The sequence below is a fragment of the Streptomyces sp. NPDC031379 genome, assembly GCF_055569615.1.
This window is the reverse complement of sequence record NZ_JBVIIT010000008.1, coordinates 287,484-304,923: the sequence shown is the minus strand read 5'-3', so window position 1 is coordinate 304,923 and position 17,440 is coordinate 287,484. Positions and strand designations below refer to the sequence as shown.

Here is a 17,440-nt window from a genome sequence, read left to right as displayed (position 1 = left end):
GGGGGACCCTGTGGGAGAGTAGGACGCCGCCGAACAAATTTTGGGAAAACCCCCGCATCGAAAGATGCGGGGGTTTTCTGCGTTCAGGGTCCTTTAGGGTCGAGGCATGCGCTATGGCCTCATCATCTTCGACAACGACGGTGTCCTCGTGGACAGCGAGCCGATCTCCAACCGGCTTCTGGCCGCCCATCTGACCGAGCTGGGGCACCCGACGTCGTACGAGGATTCCATACGGGACTACATGGGGTCGGCGATGCACCGGATCCACGACCTGATCCTGGAGCGGACCGGGAAGCGGCTGCCCGACGACTTCGACGACGTCTTCCACGCACGCGTCTTCGCCGCCTTCGAGCGGGAGCTGCAGCCTGTGGCCGGCGTCGACAGCGTGCTGGAGAAACTTGCCGCGGACGGAGTGCCGTACTGCGTGGCCTCCTCCGGAAGCCATGAGCGGATCAGAGTGGGACACCGGACGACCGGGCTCGACCGGTGGTTCGCCGAGGAGCGGATCTTCAGCTCGCAGGATGTGGGCCGGGGCAAGCCGGCGCCCGACCTCTTCCTGTACGCGGCCGAGCGGATGGGGGTGGCCCCGCAGGAGTGCCTGGTGGTCGAGGACTCGCCGCTGGGCGTCCAGGCCGCCGTGGCGGCCGGTATGGACGTCTACGGGTTCACCGCGATGACACCGGCGGCGAGGCTCGGCGGAGCGAACCAACTGTTCTCCCGCATGGGAGAGTTGGCTGACCTGCTGGTATGACCCCAACCATCGGTCCGTGCCTGACATTTGTCATGCGGACCGCCGGACGATCGTTTCTACCGGCGGACCCCCCTCGACGGCGAAGCTGAGGGCATGACGAAGAACACGGGGAACCAGGGCCGAGGCAAGCAGCAGAAGCAGAACCCGAGCGTGCTGGACAACTTCAAGCCGCTGCTGGTCGACGTGGCGGTGCCGCTCGGCTCGTACTACGTCTTCAAGGACGGCTTCGGGACGAGCACCTTCGCGGCGCTCGCCTGGAGCAGTGTGGTGCCGGCGGTGCGGACCGTGTGGAGTCTGGTCAGGGAACGGAAGACCAATGCGCTGGCAGGACTCATCCTCGCCGTGAACGTCGTCTCGCTGCTGCTGAGCTTCGTCTCCGGCGACCCGCGGCTCATGCTCGCCAAGGACAGCGGGATCAGCAGCACGGTCGCCATCGGCATCCTGGTCTCCGTCCGGCTCGGCAAGCCGATGATGACCGCCGGCATGAAGCCCTTCCTCATCAAGGGCGACGCGGCGAAGGAGGCCGCCTGGCAGCGGCTGGCCTCCGGCACGGCCGCCGGATCCGCGGCCTTCCGGCGGAAGGAGAACGCCTTCTCCTTGGTGTGGGGAGTGGCACTGTTCGCCGAGTGCGTCGCGCGGGTCGTGGGCGCGTACACCGTCCCCGTGGACACCATGGTGTGGCTCGGCACCGTCATCATGATCGGAGCGATGGCGATCGCCTTCGTGGTCAGCGGCGGCCTGGCCGTCGAGCCGATGGAGAAGATGCTGGCCGCCGAGGTGGAGGCCGAGGCCGGCCGGACCGAGAAGCTCGCGGTGGCCGTCGCCGCCTGAAGCCCGGCCCGGTGGACCGGCAAAGCTGAGGGAAATTCATCTTTGGCTGGATCTACCCACAGGTAGCCCGGGGCCCTACGCTCGCCGCCATGACCGATGTGCTGCGGCGCGGTAGGGCCTCGCTGGCGTTCAGCTTCTTCGCCCAGGGCGTCACGTTCGCCCTTCTGGTCACCCGCATCCCGGCCATCCAGGAGCGGTACGGCGTCTCCGACGGGTTGCTGCCGGTCTTCCTGGCCGCCGTACCGATTCTCGCCGGGGTCGGCAGCGTGACCACCGAGCGGCTGGTGACGCGGGTCCGCCCCAGTCGGCTGCTGCGCTGGTCCCAGCCGGTGGTGCTGCTGGCGTTGCTCGGGGCCGGAGCCGGCGGGCACGGGCAGGTGGCGGCGCTGGCGGTGGCGCTCGGCGCGTTCGGGCTCGCCGTGGGCGCGTTGGACGCCTCCATGAACATGCTCGGGGTCAGCCTGCAGCGGTCGTACGGGCGCAGCATCATGCTCAGTTTCCATGCCGCCTACAGCCTCGGCGGGATCGTGGGCGCCTCGATGGCCTGGGCCGGGGCGCACTGGCACCTCGCGCTGTGGGTGTCGTACCTGCCGGTCGTGGCCGTTCTGCTGCCGGCGGTGCTCGGGGGGAGCCGGTGGTATGTCGACGGGGACGCTGTGGACGACGGGGCCGTCGTAGCGGCTCGGGAGGAGCAGGCGCCGGGCGGCGGTGTCGTCTTCAAGCTGCTGTTGCCGCTGTGCCTGGTGATGACGGTCGCGTACATCGGTGACTCGACGGTCTCCAACTGGAGTGCGAAGTATCTGAAGGACGTGCTGGGCAGCTCCGAGCAGCTGGCGACCGTGCCGTACAACGTGTACATGGTGACCACGCTGGTGGGGCGGGCCGCCGGGGACCTCGGGGTGCGGCGGTTCGGGGCCGTGACGGTCGTACGGCTCGGGGCGCTGGTCGCGGCCGGTGGCTTCGCGGTGGTGGCCTCGGCGGGTGGCGCGTGGGTGGGGATGCTCGGGTTCACCCTGCTGGGCCTCGGGCTGTGCGTTCTGGTGCCGCAGACGTTCGCGGCGGCCGGGCGGTTGTTCCCCGGGGCGTCGGATGCGGCCGTCGCGCGGCTCAACGTCTTCAACTACGTCGGTTTCCTGGTGGGTTCGCCGTTGGTGGGGGCGCTCGGGGATGCGTGGAGCTACCGGGGTGCCATGCTCGTGCCGATGGTGTTGGTGCTGGTGACGTTGGTGTATGCCAGGTCGTTCGCCGCTCAACCGGACCGATACGGTGGCGGGCATGAGCGGCCGCGCACAGCTGATGTGGGACGAGGCAGTAACGGGCTATGACTTCGGCCCGGACCATCCGATGGACCCGGTCCGTCTGGAGCTGACCCGGAAACTGGTGGGGGCCTTCGGGCTCGACCGGGAGATGGAGGTCGTCGCGGCGAAACCGGCCGGGGAGTCGACGCTGCGGCTGGTCCACCGGGAGGACTACATCAACGCCGTGAAGGCCGCGTCCGCCGATCCGGCCGGGGCCGGGGGAGCGTACGGGCTCGGCACGATCGACGATCCCGCGTTCGCCGGGATGCACGAGGTGTCCGCGCTGATCGCCGGGCAGTCGGTGGGGGCCGCGGAGGCGGTGTGGCGGGGCGACGCCGATCACGCCGTGAACTTCGCGGGCGGGCTGCACCATGCGATGCCGGGGGGTGCGTCGGGGTTCTGCGTCTACAACGACGCGGCGCTGGCGATCGCCCGGCTGCTGGAGCTGGGGGCCGAACGGGTCGCCTACGTGGACGTCGACGTGCATCACGGGGACGGCGTGCAGGCGGCGTTCTGGGAGGATCCGCGGGTCCTGACGATCTCGCTGCACGAGCATCCCCGTACGTTGTTCCCGCAGACCGGCTGGCCGCAGGAGACCGGGGCGGGGGCGGGCGAGGGCGCCGCGGTGAACGTGGCGCTGCCGGCGGGCACCGGGGACGCGGGGTGGTTGCGGGCGTTCCACGCGGTGGTGCCGGAGCTGCTGGCCGAGTTCCGGCCGCAGGTCGTCGTCACGCAGCACGGGGCCGACACGCACTTCGAGGATCCGTTGGCGCATCTCGCCGTGTCGCTGGACGCCCAGCGGGCGGTGCAGGTGGCGTGCCACGAGCTGGCGCACGAGTACGCCGGGGGGAAGTGGGTCGCGCTGGGCGGCGGCGGTTACGCGGTGGTCGAGGTCGTGCCGCGGTCGTGGACGCATCTGGTGGGGATCGCGGCGGGGCGGCCCGTCGCCCCGGAGGCGATGATCCCGCAGGAGTGGCGGCAGGCGGTGTTCGCGCGGACTCGGCAGTTGGGGCCGCAGCGGATGACGGACGGCCGGTGGCCGGTGAGTTGGGCGTCCTGGGAGTCGGGGTACGACCCCGCCGACCGCCTGGATCAAGCCGTGTTGGCCACGCGGCGGGCGGTGTTCCCGTTGCGGGGGATGTTGCCCTAGCGGGTGCTGCCGCGGCGCTGGTGCCGGCCGGGGTCGGGGTCGCTCACCCGCGCCCGCGGCTGTGTGGTCATCCGCTACGCCAACCGTGCGGTCTTTCCCTGTTCCGGTATCCGCTGCCGGCCCCCATGAGCCACCATCGCACCCGTGGCGACCCCTGAGCTTCGTGCGCATCTGCTGGCCGTTCGGCTGGCCGGGGTGGTGGGGACCTCGCGGGAGGACAGTCTGCGGAGTTATCGGCTGTTCGCGGCGCGGGATCCGCGCGTGCTGATCGGAATCGATCCCGAATGGCCTTGGACCCAGCAGGATTTACTCGCGCTGATGGCGGAGAAGTGTGGTGTTTCGGCCGACCCTCGGCACACGTCCGGTCCGGATGTGATCGACCCGGAGCGGACGCTGGCCGCGCTGGATGCCTTCGCGGAGCGGATCCGTGAGGTCGCCCGGCGCGGCGCACCCGTGCTGTTCGGCACCGGGCATCCGCAGCGGCTGCTCGGGTTCTACGCCGGCCTGGCGGACGCGCTCTCGGCGGCGGGGTGTGAGGTGCTCACCCCTGCGCAGGGTCGCTGTGTCGACATATTGACCCGGTTCGGTCTACGTACGCACCACCTCGACTACGTACGAGGGGTTGCCTTGGTGCGGGAACCGGAGGCCGAGCGCCCCGGTTGTGAGCCGGGTGTCCACAGCCACTCGCCGCTCCCGGTTCGGGTCGCGCTCGAGGCCGCGGCAGAAGGCGGGGGGCCGTTGCCGGAGCTGGTCGTCGGGGACCACGGGTGGGTCTGCGGTGCTGGTCAGCTGGGGTTCGAGGCGATCGGGCTGGCCGACACGGATGATCCCGCGCTGTTTGTGGGGGAGGCAGAGGGGCACGTGTCTGTCGTCGTTCCGGTTGATGACGCCGTGCGATCCGCTTACTACCGTCCGCTTACCCGCTACGTACTCAAACGAGCGTGTCTGTCACAGTAGGGCAGTGATGGGTGCACCTCTTCCCCACTTGCATCACCCGCCCCTACATTGGGGAGTGAGCACGCAACGACGAAGAGTCACCGGAAGGGGAAGCCGGTGGCCGTCGAGTGCGGAAGGTTCAGGTGTGTCATGGCTGCAGCTGGCGAGAGGCCTCTGAACGAGGTTCAGTTCCTTACCGTGGCGGAGGTCGCCACAGTGATGCGAGTGTCGAAGATGACCGTGTACCGGCTGGTGCACAGCGGTCATCTGCCCGCGATCCGGGTGGGGCGATCCTTCCGTGTCCCGGAGCAAGCGGTACACGAGTACCTCCGCGACAGCTATGTGGGGGTGGAAACGGCCTGACGGTGCTGCCGGGCGACCCCGGAGCACCCCTCGATTACGACCTCGGCGCTCGGTTGGGTAGGCTAGGCCCTCGTAGGTCGTGTGGGCCCATGGCGCCCAAACAACCGAGTGATGAGAAGTGAGCGAGGGTAGTCGTGGGCTCTGTTATCAAGAAGCGGCGCAAGCGGATGGCCAAGAAGAAGCACCGCAAGCTGCTCAAGCGCACGCGCGTTCAGCGTCGCAACAAGAAGTAAGCGGCGCCGCCAGGGCGTGTACCCGTGGCCTCCCACCAACCGTGGTGGGGGGCCACAGGCATGTCCGGGGGCGGCTCTCGGGAGCCCGCCGTATGCCGATGGGGGACATTCGGTCACCTCGTGCATCGGGCGGTCATCACAGCGCAACGTCAACCCGCTAAGTTGGCCGCACACGGGGAACGCGGGATACCGGTAACGCGGGAAGGAAGGCGCTGATCTTGGCGAAGGTCGTGCTCGTCACCGGAGTGGCCCGGCAGCTGGGCGGCCGGTTCGTGCGGCGGATCCAGCGGGACCCGGAGGTCGACCGTGTGGTCGCGGTGGACGCGGTGCCGCCCGCGCACCATCTGGGCGGGGCCGACTTCATCCAGGCCGACATCCGGCAGCCGACCATCGCCCGGGTGCTCGCCGAGACGGGCGCCGACACGGTCGTCCACATGGACGTGACCGGCACGGCGCTGGGCGGCGGCAGCCGGGCCACGGTCAAGGAGACCAACGTCATCGGCACGATGCAGCTGCTCGGCGCCTGCCAGAAGTCCCCGACGGTGAAGCGGCTGGTGGTGAAGTCCAGCACGAACGTGTACGGGTCGGCGCCGCGTGACCCCGCCGTGTTCACGGAGACCACCCCGCCGAAGTCGCTGCCCAGCGGCGGCTTCGCCAAGGACGCCGTCGAGGTCGAGGGGTACGTCCGCGGGTTCGCCCGGCGGCGGCCGGACGTCGCCGTGTGCGTGCTGCGGTTCGCCAACATCCTCGGGCCGGCCGCGGACACCCCGCTCGCCTCGTACTTCGCGCTGCCGGTCCTGCCGACCGTGTTCGGCTACGACCCGCGGCTGCAGTTCGTGCACGAGGACGACGTGATCGAGGTGCTGCGGATCGCCTCCCACGAGCCGCGCCGGGGCACCCTGAACAGCGGCACCTTCAACATCGCCGGGGACGGAGTCCTGCTGCTCTCGCAGTGCTCCCGGCGGCTGGGCCGCCCCACCGCGCCGCTGCTGCTGCCCGCGGTCACGTGGGCCGGCTCCCTGGTCCGTAGGCTGGGTATGACGGACTTCTCACCCGAGCAGATCCGGCTGCTCACCCACGGACGGGTGGTGGACACCGTCCAGATGCGCGAGACGCTGGGCTTCACGCCCAGGTACACGACGGCGGAGGCGTTCGCGGAGTTCGCGCGTGGCCAGGGCCCCGGGCTGCTGCCGCCGGAGGCTCTCGCGGGGGCCGTCGACCGGATCGCCGCGCTGGCCGCACAGGGCGGCGGCCGGCCCACGACGCACAGCGCCAACTGAGGAGCGCAGCAACGATGGCGGACGCCAAGGTCATTCCGTTCGACGACGACCGGTCCCGGGGGAACGCCGCGCAACGCCCGGCGTGGCGCCGGAGTCCGGGGAGCCGGCGCAAGGGCGGCGAGAGCGCGACGAAGCGCGGGGCCGGGGAGGCCGGGGAGATCGGCGAGGTCCAGCCTCTGCCGGGCCGGACGCAGGCGCAGGATGATGGGGCTGTGAGCCGCGAGGAGGAGCCGCTGGAGCGGTCGGAGGCCGGCGGGCGTGACGGCGGCCTGGAGCGGCGTGTGGCGGCCGGGCTGGCCTTCCTGCGGCGCCGGCTGACCGGGGAGTACGAGGTCGACGACTTCGGCTACGACGAGGAGCTGACCGACCAGGTCCTGATGTCGCTGCTGCGGCCGGTGTACGAGAAGTACTTCCGGGTCGAGGTGAAGGGCATCGAGAACATCCCGGCCAAGGGCGGGGCGCTGATCGTCGCGAACCACTCCGGGACGCTGCCGCTGGACGGCCTGATGATGCAGGTCGCGGTGCACGACCACCACCCGGCCGACCGGCATCTGCGGCTGCTCGCGGCCGACCTGGTCTTCGTGCTGCCGGTGGTCAACGAGCTGGCCCGCAAGCTGGGGCACACCCTGGCCTGCGCGGAGGACGCCGAGCGGCTGCTGGCGCAGGGCGAGTTGGTCGGGGTGATGCCGGAGGGCTTCAAGGGCATCGGGAAACCTTTCAGCGAGCGCTACAAGCTCCAGCGGTTCGGCCGCGGCGGCTTCGTCTCCACCGCGCTGCGTCAGGGCGCGCCGATCATTCCGTGCTCGATCGTCGGGGCCGAGGAGATCTACCCGATGATCGGCAACGCGAAGACGCTCGCCCGGCTGCTGGGCTTCCCGTACTTCCCGTTGACGCCGACCTTCCCGTGGCTGGGCCCGCTGGGCGCGGTTCCGCTGCCGACGAAGTGGACGATCCAGTTCGGTGAGCCGATCCCGACGGACGGCTATCCGCCGGAGGCGGCCGAGGACCCGATGCTCATGTTCAACCTCACCGACCAGGTCCGCGAACAGATCCAGCACACGCTGTACAAGCTCCTGGTGCAGCGGAGGTCGGTCTTCTTCTGAGCTGTGCGTGAGTACGACGATGGGGCGCCCCGCTCGGAAGGGGCGCCCCATCGTCTGTGGCGTACGGTGTCAGCCCGCGTCCTCGCTGTCGATGCCCAGGCCGGGCAGCAGGTCAGGGAGAAGCGGTGGGATGGTGACGTCCGGCTCGCCAATCGGGGACCTGCTGACGGACGGGGGACCGTCGCCGCCGGAACCGGTCTTCGGCGGTTCGAGCAGGCCGCCCGTGTTGCCGCCGATCAGGCTGTCGTCGATTGCTCCGGTGGCCGAGCCGCTGGGGCTGCCGGAGCCGGCGTGCCTTCCGGAGGACGGGGTGTCGCCAGAGCTGGGCGCGGTCGACCGGTGGGTGCCGGAAGAGCCGGTGGACGCCGAGCCGGAGCCCCCCTGCCGTCGGCCGCCGCCCGGTTGGGCCGACGGCTGCGGAAGCAGGGACTGCAGCGGGGCGACTTCTTCGTCTATGGCGTCGAACACCGACGACACCTGCTGTTTGACGTCCCCGAGCTGCACGGGCAGTTTGTCGCTGATCGTGCTCCACATCTCGCGGTGGGACCGGGAGAACGTGGAGAGCGCCTGGATCGGGCCCAGCGATTCGGGGTCGGCCTCGTAGGCCGCGTGCAGCAGGCGGTGCCCCTCGGTGACATCGTGCTGCATGCCGGACAGGGTGCGGCGGATCTCACCGATGGACTCGTGGTCGAGATGGCCGCCGCGGCCGCGCTCCAGCAGTCGGCGGGCCTCGCTGAGCCGGGTGGAGGCCTGGTCGAGGTAGGTCTGGCCGCGCTGGTCGTCGCCGTCGGTCAGGTAGTTGAGCTTGAAGTCCTCGATGCCGCGTTTGAGGCCGTACAGCGAGTCGCCGGGCAGAGCGTCGGAGCTGGCGGCGGCGACCCCGCCGAAGGCCCCGGCGGCCACGCCGACGCTCAGCCCGCCCGCGGCGAGCCCCTTGCTCAGCCTGGACCGCGGGCGCAGTTTGCCCAACGTGCTCGCCCGGTGCGCGCCCTTGGCCTTATGGGAGCGCTGCTCCGGCACCGAGGCGTCCGCCGCCCCCGTCCCCTCCTGGAGCATGGCCTCCATCGCGGCCACCAGCTGGGCGCGCTGGACGACCTTGACCTCGGGGTCGAGCTGCGGCTTGGGCAGCGCGCCGAGACCCTCCGCCAGGGCCAGTAGCGGGCCCTGCTCGGTCCGTTCCTCGGCGGGCGGCGGCGATTCCGCCGGTGCTGCGGACTGCTCGGCCGCCGTGTCCCGGTCGGACTGCTCCTCCAGGGCCTGGGCGAAGGCGTTCGCCCGCCGGTGCGCCGATACGTTCGCGATCACAGGCGGCACCTCCTCTCGTCATGACGGTCGACTCCCCAGGGGGTCCTGAGGGTTGCACGCCCACGACCGGTTCACACGAACGTGCGATCGGGTTCGGCCAGGGCGTGACCACAGGGAGCCTGTATCCCGCACAACGAGCGGCTTGGCACTTGGGTTACGGACGGCGGATGACCGGATCAGAAAGTCAACGGGCCCTCACAGTGCGTGAGTTGAGCGTCGCTCTGAGTGGTGCGGGCGGGGTGCCCGGTTCAGCGCGCGTCGTCCGGCAGGAGCCGGGCGAGGGTGCGTACGGCACGGTACTGGAGGGTCTTGATGGCGCCCTCGTTCTTGCCCATGACGCGGGCGGTCTCGGCGACGGAGAGGCCCTGGAGGAAGCGGAGCGTCACACACTCCTGCTGCTGCGGGTTGAGCCGGCGCACGGCGTCCAGGAGGGCGGCGTTCGACAGGGACTCCAGGACGGAGTCCTCCGGGGAGCGCTCGACCTCGTTGGCGTCCAGCATCTCGCCGGTGGTGACCTCGAGGCGGAAGCGGCTGGACTTGAAGTGGTCGGCGACGAGGTTCCGGGCGATCGTCACCAGCCACGCCCCGAAGTCGCGCCCCTGCCAGGTGAAGGTGCCGATCCTTCTGAGGGCCCGCAGAAAGGTCTCGCTCGTGAGGTCCTCGGCGGTCGCCCGCCCACCGACGCGGTAGTAGATGTACCGGTACACGGTGTCGCTGTACTGGTCGTAGAGGCGCCCGAAGGCCTCGGCCTCCCCCGCCTGGGCGCGTTCGACAAGGTCCATCATCCGGGCGCTGTCGCTGTCCGCGGCGGGACGGCGGGCGGTGGCGGCGCCGGCGGAGCGCCCGCGTCTGCCGACCGCGGCGCTGCCTTCGGCCAGTGCGTAGCACGGGCCCACGGGCGCGGCGGTGGCGAAGGCGGGGACGGCGTACGCGGGGGGGACGAAGCCGCGCAGCGTCTCTTTGACCGTTGCGCGCAGCGTAGCCAGGCCCGAGGCGTCAACCCCGACGTGTGGGTACACGGGACTCCCAGAGGCAGAGCTTCCATCACGTGCAGTGCGGAACCGTTCACCCGTCGTAGCGACGGAGGGGTACCGGATTGCGTCTGAGGAGAATAACGCTTCGTACAGGCACTGCTACACCGAGTTGCTCAAATCATCGGTTGCGTCGCTTCTCTAACCGATTGACGCCCTATCAAGTTTCATAGAGTGATCGGTTGTTGATCGAAATGAGGCAGGTTTCGGTGAACTACGGGGCGTGTTGAAATGGCCGCGGCATAATTCGGGCGCGCCGGGAGCCGAGTCGCCGGCCCGGCGTCATCGACGTCATCGACGACGTCGGCTCAGCGCGATCGCCGCGGCGGTGCCGCCGGCCACCGCGCCCACACCGGCCGCCGCCGGAATGCCCACCTTCGCCGCCTTGCGGCCCGTGCGGTAGTCGCGCAGGCGCCAGTCCTTCTCGCGGGCGTGCCTGCGCAGCTTGGCGTCCGGGTTGATGGCGTAGGGGTGGCCGACCAGGGACAGCATGGGGATGTCGTTGTGGCTGTCGCTGTAGGCCGCGCAGCGGGAGAGGTCCAGTCCCTCGGCGGCGGCCAGCGCGCGGACCGCCTCCGCCTTCGCGGGGCCGTGCAGCGGTTCGCCCACCAGCTTGCCGGTGTAGACGCCGTCGACCGATTCCGCGACCGTGCCGAGCGCGCCGGTCAGGCCGAGGCGGCGGGCGATGACCTGGGCGATCTCCACCGGGGCGGCGGTGACGAGCCACACCTTCTGGCCCGCGTCCAGGTGCGCCTGGGCCAGGGCGCGGGTGCCCGGCCAGATGCGGTCGGCCATGTACTCGTCGTAGATCTCCTCGCCGATCGTCTCCAGTTCGGCGACGCGGTGGCCCTTGACGATGGACAGGGCCGAGTCGCGGGCGTCCTGCATGTGCTCCGGGTCCTCGACGCCGGCCAGCCGGAACCACGCCTGCTGCCAGGCGAACCTGGCCAGGTCCCGCGTCTCGAAGAACTTCCGCTTGTACAGGCCCCGGCCGAAGTGGAACAGCGCGGCGCCCTGCATGACGGTGTTGTCGAGATCGAAGAAGGCGGCCGCCCGGTCGTCGCCGATCACCGGGAACTCCGGCTCCTCCTCGGCGGCCTGCGGAGCCTCCTGTGCTTCCTGCGAGGACTTGCGGGCAGCCTCCGCCGAGGCCTCGCCTGCCAACACGCTCCGCGCCGTGGCGGAGCGCCTACGGGGGGTGAGCCATCCGAGAGCGGCCATGTCGTGAGCATAGCCAGTTTGTTCGGGGCTTCCGGCGCCGAGAGGTTGGAGGGGCGTGAACTCTCCGCGACCGGGTCGTTAAAGAGGCGCTGGAGGACAAGGGATGCCGGGCGGCGGACGCGGGACAATGGCGGCCATGAGTCCCCTCTTCCGACGCAGGACCGAGCCCCGTGAGCGGCTGGTCACCCTCATCCGCAAGCCGGGCTGTCATCTGTGCGACGACGCCGAGCTGGTGATCGACAAGATCTGTGGCGAACTCGGTGTGTCCTGGGAGCAGAAGGACATCACCGAGGACCAGGACCTGTACGACCGGTACTGGGAGCAGATCCCGGTCGTACTGATCGACGGCGAGCAGCACACCTTCTGGCGCGTGAACGAGGAGCGGCTGCGCCGGGCACTGACCGAGTAGTCCAAACTGGCCGGAAAGTCGCTTAGGATCGATGGCGGTTTGGTCTCGGGGGCGGGATTCGTGAGGAGCGTGTGCGGTTTTGCCCCCAGTAATGAAGGAACGGCGGTACGTATGTACCAGTTCCCTCCGAGGGCGTCGCGGTTGCGTGACCCCGGTCACTTCTGCCGGGCAAATCGGACACCATCTTTGTGCACGCGTTCACAAAGACATAGCCTGCTGTCGACGGGGCGGTCTGGGGACGTATGACCGCCTGCAGCCCCGCTCTACCCGCAGGAGCACCGTGGCAACTGGCCGAACACACCGACCGGCGACCCGTGGCCGAGGGATTCCCGAGGCCACCGTCGCCCGGCTTCCGCTGTACCTCCGAGCCCTGACCGCACTGTCGGAGCGCTCGGTCCCCACGGTCTCCTCCGAGGAGCTGGCCGCGGCGGCGGGGGTCAACTCCGCCAAGCTGCGCAAGGACTTCTCGTACCTGGGCTCCTACGGAACGCGCGGTGTCGGCTACGACGTGGAGTATCTCGTCTACCAGATCTCCCGCGAACTCGGCCTCACCCAGGACTGGCCGGTCGTCATCGTCGGTATCGGTAACCTCGGCGCGGCGCTGGCCAACTACGGCGGCTTCGCCTCCCGTGGCTTCAGGGTCGCCGCCCTCATCGACGCCGACCCGGCGATGGCCGGGAAGCCGGTCGCGGGCATCCCCGTCCAGCACACCGACGACCTCGAGAAGATCATCAAGGACAACGGGGTCTCCATCGGCGTGATCGCCACCCCGGCCGGTGCCGCCCAGCAGGTCTGCGACCGGCTCGTGGCCGCCGGGGTCACCTCGATCCTGAACTTCGCGCCGACCGTGCTGTCCGTCCCGGACGGCGTCGACGTGCGCAAGGTCGACCTCTCCATCGAGCTGCAGATCCTCGCCTTCCACGAGCAGCGCAAGGCCGGCGAGGAGACCGCGGCCGGTGACGGCTCCCTGCCCACGGCCGCTTCCCGTGACGCGGCCTCCGAGGGTTCCGCCGACCAGGGGCCCGAGGGAGACGTACCCGCGGTGATGCCGGCATGAGTCTTCTCGTCGTGGGCCTCAGTCATCGCAGCGCCCCGGTCAGCGTGCTGGAACGGGCCGCGCTGAGCACGGACGCCCAGATCAAGCTGCTGCAGGACACGGTCGCCGCCGAGCCCGCCACCGAGGCCGCGGTGCTCGCCACCTGCAACCGCATCGAGCTGTACGCCGACGTGGACAAGTTCCACGCCGGTGTCGCCGAGCTGTCCACGCTCCTCGCCCAGCACAGCGGGGTCGGCCTGGAAGAGCTGACCCCCTATCTCTACGTGCACTACGAGGACCGGGCCGTCCACCATCTGTTCTCGGTGGCCTGCGGGCTGGACTCGATGGTCGTCGGCGAGGGCCAGATCCTCGGGCAGATCAAGGACTCGCTGGCCAGGGCGCAGGAGCTGCACACCGCCGGACGGCTGCTGAACGACCTGTTCCAGCAGGCCCTGCGGGTCGGCAAGCGCGCCCACTCCGAGACCGGGATCGACCGTGCCGGGCAGTCCCTGGTCACCTTCGGCCTGGAGCAGCTGGCCGTCGGCACGGAGGTCGCCGCCTGGGCCGCGGGCAAGAAGGCGCTGGTCATCGGTGCCGGGTCGATGTCGTCGCTGGCCGCCGCCACGCTCGCGCGGGCCGGGGTCACCGAGGTCGTCGTCGCCAACCGCACCTTCGAGCGCGCCGAGCGGCTCGCACAGATCCTGACCGAGGGCGACGACACCGCCGTGACCGCCCGCGCGGTCACGATGGACGCCGTGCCCGGCGAGCTGACACGTGCCGACGTCGTCGTCTCCTGCACCGGGGCGACCGGCCTGGTGCTCACGGCCGAGGCGGTCGCGCAGGCGGTCGAGGGCCGCACCGGGCAGCCCGCGGCCGAGATCGCCGACGGCGCGCCCGCGGCCGCGAAGGCCAAGGCCACACTGCCGCCCACCGGCGTGGGCGACGACAACTGCCCGCTGGACCTGGCCGCCGTACAGCCCGGCTTCTCCCTCATGGGCGATGCCGCCGTGGCCGGCATGGACGCGGCCACGCTGGAGCAGCACGCGGCCTGGGCCGCGGGCGGGACGCTGGACCGCCGGGAGCGCCGTACGCCCGAGGCGGACGCCGAGCTGATCACCGCGCTCGCCGTGACCGCCGCCGCGGTCGGCCGCATCCCCGAGCGGCGCAGGCCCGAACCGGTCGCCGTGATCCCGCGTCCGGCGCCCTCCCTGTTCCTCCTCGACCTGGCCATGCCCCGCGACATCGACGCGGCCGCGCACCGGCTGTCGGGGGTGCGTCTGGTGGACATCGAGTCGCTGGCGGAAGCCTCCGCCGACGCTCCGATGGCGGCCGACGTCGACCAGGTCCGGCGTATCGTCTCCGACGAGGTCGCGGCCTTCGGGGCGGCCCAGCGGGCGGCGCACATCACGCCGACCGTGGTCGCGCTGCGCACCATGGCCGCCGACGTCGTCGCCGGTGAGATCGCGCGGCTGGACGGCCGCCTGCCCGACCTGGACGAGCGCCAGCGCGGTGAGATCCGGCAGGCCGTGCACCGGGTCGTCGACAAGCTGCTGCACGCGCCGACCGTACGGGTAAAGCAGCTCGCGGCCGAGCCCGGCGGCGCCGGGTACGCGGACGCGCTGCGGACCCTGTTCGACCTCGACCCCGAGACGGTGGCCGCCGTCTCCCGGGCCGGGGACAGCACAGACGAGAAGGACCGACCGGCATGACTGAGAAGGCTTTGAGGCTGGGGACGAGGCGGAGCAAGCTCGCCATGGCCCAGTCCGGGCAGGTGGCGGAGGCCGTCCGCCAGGTGACCGGGCGGCCCGTCGAGCTGGTCGAGATAACCACCTACGGCGATGTCTCCCGCGAGGCCCTCGCGCAGATAGGCGGCACCGGCGTGTTCGTCACGGCGCTGCGCGACGCGCTGCTGAAGGGCGAGGTCGACTTCGCGGTTCATTCGCTCAAGGACCTGCCGACCACGCAGCCCGAGGAACTGGTCCTGGCCGCCGTACCGGTGCGCGAGGACCCCAGGGACGTGATCGTCGCCCGGGACGCGCTGAAGTTCACCGACCTGCCGCGCGGCGCCCGCATCGGCACCGGCTCCCCGCGCCGCATGGCGCAGCTGAACGCGTACGCCCGCGCCCACGGCCTGGACATCGAGACGGTCCCGATCCGGGGCAACGTCGACACCCGCATCCGGTACGTGCGTGACGGTGAGCTGGACGCGGTCGTCCTGGCCGCCGCCGGACTGAACCGGATCGGCCGGATCGACGAGGTGACCGACTTCCTGTCGGTCGACACGGTTCTGCCCGCCCCCGGCCAGGGGGCCCTGGCGATCGAGTGCGCCGCGGACAACGCGGACCTCATCGCGGCACTCGGCGAACTCGACGACCCCTTCACGCGGGTCGCCGTCACCGCCGAACGGTCACTGCTCGCCGCCCTGGAGGCCGGTTGCAGCGCCCCTGTGGGCGCGCTGGCCGACCTTCTGGCCGACGGGCAGATTGTCAAGGAAATGCGCCTGCGCGGCGTCGTCGGCACGACCGACGGCACCCGCACGGTGCAGCTGTCCACCACCGGTCCCGTGCCCCAGACGCACGACCAGGCGATGGCACTCGGTCGCGAACTCGCCACCGAGATGCTCGCCCAGGGCGCGGCCGGTCTGATGGGGGAGCGAGCACATTGAGCCCCACCACCCTTCCCGCCGGTCCGGAACACGGGCACGTCACCTTCCTCGGTGCCGGACCCGGGGATCCGGGACTGCTGACTCTGCGCGCCGTGGAGGCACTGTCGAACGCGGACGTCCTGGTCGCCGAGCACGAAGTGCTCGACGTGGTCCGGACGCACGCCCGACAGGGCGTTTCCGTCGTGCGGACAGACGTCGTGCCGACAGATACAGCTCCCTCCGCGGTCTCGCCGCCGGGCACGGGCACGCCGCAGCTCACGGTCGTTGACGGCACGTCAACACCCGCCGCTGCCCCGGCCCCTGCCCGGGATGCCGCTCATCTTGTCATGGAGGCCGCGCGGGGCGGCAGGCGGGTCGTCCGTGCGGTGTCCGGGGACCCGGGACTAGATACGTACGCGGCCGAGGAAATGCTCGCCTGCGCCGCCGCCGGTGTGCCCTTCGAGGTCGTACCGGGTGTGGCGGCCGCGGTCGGGGTGCCGGCGTACGCCGGTGTGCCGCTGCGGGACGCGCAGGGTGCGGACGTCCGGTTCGTGGACGCCCGTACCGCCTCCGGACGCTGCTGGACGGAGGTGGGCGCCTCGGACGGCACGGTCGTCGTCTCGACGACGCTGGACTCCGTGGCGGCCGCCGCCGTTGAACTGGTCTCGGCGGGCCGCAAGCCGGACACGCCCCTGACGGTCACCGTCGCCGGTACGACGACCCGCCAGCGCACCTGGACGGCGACGCTCGGCACGATCGCGCAGACGCTGAAGCAGGCGAAGGTGCTGCCGTCGCCGGACGGCGCCCGGCCGGTGATAGCCGTGGTCGGTGAGCGTTCCGCCGCCGCCCAGCGCGACCAGCTGTCGTGGTTCGAGTCCAAGCCGCTGTTCGGCTGGAAGGTGCTCGTGCCGCGTACGAAGGAGCAGGCGGCGTCGCTCTCCGACCAGCTGCGGTCCTACGGCGCCGTGCCGCACGAGGTCCCGACGATCGCCGTCGAGCCGCCGCGCACGCCCCAGCAGATGGAGCGTGCCGTCAAGGGCCTGGTGACGGGCCGCTACGAGTGGATCGCGTTCACCTCGGTCAACGCGGTCAAGGCGGTGCGGGAGAAGTTCGAGGAGTACGGCCTGGACGCCCGTGCCTTCGCGGGCATCAAGGTGGCCGCGGTGGGCGAGCAGACGGCCAAGGCGCTGATCGCCTTCGGCGTGAAGCCGGACCTGGTGCCGAGCGGGGAGCAGTCGGCCGCCGGCCTGCTGGAGGACTGGCCGCCGTACGACCCGGTGTTCGACCCGATCGACCGCGTCTTCCTGCCGCGGGCCGACATCGCCACCGAGACGCTGGTCGCCGGGCTCATCGAGCTGGGCTGGGAGGTCGACGACGTCACGGCCTACCGGACCGTGCGGGCCTCGCCGCCGCCGGCGGAGACGCGGGAGGCGATCAAGGGCGGCGGTTTCGACGCCGTTCTCTTCACGTCGTCGTCGACGGTGCGGAACCTGGTGGGCATCGCGGGCAAGCCGCACAACGTGACGGTGATCGCGTGCATCGGCCCGGCGACGGCCAAGACCGCCGAGGAGCACGGTCTGCGCGTCGACGTCATGGCGCCGGAGCCGTCCGTGCACAAGCTGGCGGAGGCGCTGGCCGACTTCGGTCTGAAGCGTCGCGCCGCCGCGCTGGAGGCCGGTGACCCGGTGACGCGGCCGAGCGAGCGCAGGCCGGGGGCACGCAGGCGGCGTTCGACCACCTGAGGGCGGAGCCGGGGGGGGGGGGGGGGGGGGGGGGGGGGGGGGGGGGGGGGGGCTCGGGGCGGGGCAGAAGGGGGGAAAAAAGGGGAGGGAAGGGAAAAGGAGGGAGA

17 protein-coding genes are annotated in these 17,440 nt (G+C 70.9%); 14 read left to right on the top strand and 3 right to left on the bottom strand.

Annotated features, from left to right (window positions below; genetic code table 11):
• Positions 1–106: 106 nt before the first annotated feature.
• The 9 genes from ACZ5CW_RS14825 to ACZ5CW_RS14785 all read left to right on the top strand — a co-directional run bounded on the left by ACZ5CW_RS14825 (position 107) and on the right by ACZ5CW_RS14785 (position 7,945).
• On the top strand, positions 107–751 hold the full coding sequence (locus tag ACZ5CW_RS14825) for an HAD family hydrolase (RefSeq protein WP_468601096.1): 645 nt from the start codon (positions 107–109) through the stop codon (positions 749–751).
• Between the two features lie 93 nt (positions 752–844).
• Entirely contained in the window at positions 845–1,582 is a 738-nt protein-coding gene (locus ACZ5CW_RS14820; RefSeq protein ID WP_468601094.1) for a VC0807 family protein, read from the top strand.
• An 89-nt stretch (positions 1,583–1,671) separates the two neighbouring features.
• The gene (locus ACZ5CW_RS14815) at positions 1,672–2,907 is read left to right on the top strand and encodes an MFS transporter (protein ID WP_468601092.1); all 1,236 of its coding nucleotides are present in this window, start codon (positions 1,672–1,674) and stop codon (positions 2,905–2,907) included.
• Positions 2,858–4,030, top strand: coding sequence for an acetoin utilization protein AcuC (locus ACZ5CW_RS14810; RefSeq protein ID WP_468601090.1), 1,173 nt, complete (start codon positions 2,858–2,860; stop codon positions 4,028–4,030). Before ACZ5CW_RS14815 ends, ACZ5CW_RS14810 begins: the two co-directional genes overlap by 50 nt.
• A gap of 144 nt (positions 4,031–4,174) precedes the next feature.
• Positions 4,175–4,987: a phosphatase gene (locus tag ACZ5CW_RS14805; RefSeq protein WP_468601088.1), complete on the top strand. Its 813-nt coding sequence runs from the start codon at positions 4,175–4,177 to the stop codon at positions 4,985–4,987.
• A 129-nt stretch (positions 4,988–5,116) separates the two neighbouring features.
• Positions 5,117–5,329, top strand: coding sequence for a helix-turn-helix domain-containing protein (locus tag ACZ5CW_RS14800; RefSeq protein ID WP_046417307.1), 213 nt, complete (start codon positions 5,117–5,119; stop codon positions 5,327–5,329).
• 134 nt (positions 5,330–5,463) lie between these two features.
• Positions 5,464–5,562 carry a 30S ribosomal protein bS22 gene (locus ACZ5CW_RS14795; RefSeq protein ID WP_003948845.1) on the top strand — a complete coding sequence of 33 codons (99 nt, stop codon included), beginning with the start codon at positions 5,464–5,466 and terminating at the stop codon, positions 5,560–5,562.
• A 218-nt stretch (positions 5,563–5,780) separates the two neighbouring features.
• The gene (locus tag ACZ5CW_RS14790; protein WP_468601086.1) at positions 5,781–6,842 is read left to right on the top strand and encodes an NAD-dependent epimerase/dehydratase family protein; all 1,062 of its coding nucleotides are present in this window, start codon (positions 5,781–5,783) and stop codon (positions 6,840–6,842) included.
• Positions 6,843–6,856: 14 nt separating this feature from the next.
• Positions 6,857–7,945, top strand: a complete 1,089-nt coding sequence (locus tag ACZ5CW_RS14785; RefSeq protein ID WP_468601084.1) for a lysophospholipid acyltransferase family protein — start codon at positions 6,857–6,859, stop codon at positions 7,943–7,945.
• Between the two features lie 69 nt (positions 7,946–8,014).
• On the opposite strand, the gene ACZ5CW_RS14780 is transcribed toward ACZ5CW_RS14785, so the two are convergent.
• The 3 genes from ACZ5CW_RS14780 to ACZ5CW_RS14770 form a co-directional block, all read right to left on the bottom strand.
• Positions 8,015–9,250 carry a DUF5667 domain-containing protein gene (locus ACZ5CW_RS14780; protein WP_468601082.1) on the bottom strand — a complete coding sequence of 412 codons (1,236 nt, stop codon included), beginning with the start codon at positions 9,248–9,250 and terminating at the stop codon, positions 8,015–8,017.
• A gap of 248 nt (positions 9,251–9,498) precedes the next feature.
• A complete protein-coding gene (locus ACZ5CW_RS14775; protein WP_468601080.1) occupies positions 9,499–10,269 on the bottom strand; it encodes an ECF subfamily RNA polymerase sigma factor, BldN family in 771 nt (256 codons plus the stop codon).
• 303 nt (positions 10,270–10,572) lie between these two features.
• Positions 10,573–11,502 (bottom strand): HAD family hydrolase, encoded by a 930-nt coding sequence (locus tag ACZ5CW_RS14770; RefSeq protein WP_468601078.1) that lies wholly within the window; start codon positions 11,500–11,502, stop codon positions 10,573–10,575.
• Between the two features lie 136 nt (positions 11,503–11,638).
• Here ACZ5CW_RS14770 and ACZ5CW_RS14765 point away from each other — a divergent pair, with 136 nt between their 5' ends.
• From ACZ5CW_RS14765 to ACZ5CW_RS14745, 5 genes are all read left to right on the top strand, one after another.
• The gene (locus tag ACZ5CW_RS14765) at positions 11,639–11,911 is read left to right on the top strand and encodes a glutaredoxin family protein (protein ID WP_468601076.1); all 273 of its coding nucleotides are present in this window, start codon (positions 11,639–11,641) and stop codon (positions 11,909–11,911) included.
• Positions 11,912–12,191: 280 nt separating this feature from the next.
• The gene (locus ACZ5CW_RS14760; RefSeq protein WP_468601074.1) at positions 12,192–12,968 is read left to right on the top strand and encodes a redox-sensing transcriptional repressor Rex; all 777 of its coding nucleotides are present in this window, start codon (positions 12,192–12,194) and stop codon (positions 12,966–12,968) included.
• Complete coding sequence (locus tag ACZ5CW_RS14755) at positions 12,965–14,656, top strand: glutamyl-tRNA reductase (RefSeq protein ID WP_468601072.1); 1,692 nt, start codon at positions 12,965–12,967, stop codon at positions 14,654–14,656. The genes ACZ5CW_RS14760 and ACZ5CW_RS14755 overlap by 4 nt, the downstream gene beginning before the upstream one ends.
• Positions 14,653–15,612, top strand: a complete 960-nt coding sequence (hemC, locus tag ACZ5CW_RS14750) for a hydroxymethylbilane synthase (protein ID WP_468601070.1) — start codon at positions 14,653–14,655, stop codon at positions 15,610–15,612. The genes ACZ5CW_RS14755 and hemC overlap by 4 nt, the downstream gene beginning before the upstream one ends.
• A complete protein-coding gene (locus ACZ5CW_RS14745; protein WP_468601068.1) occupies positions 15,609–17,333 on the top strand; it encodes a bifunctional uroporphyrinogen-III C-methyltransferase/uroporphyrinogen-III synthase in 1,725 nt (574 codons plus the stop codon). Before hemC ends, ACZ5CW_RS14745 begins: the two co-directional genes overlap by 4 nt.
• The last annotated feature ends 107 nt before the right edge of the window (positions 17,334–17,440 follow it).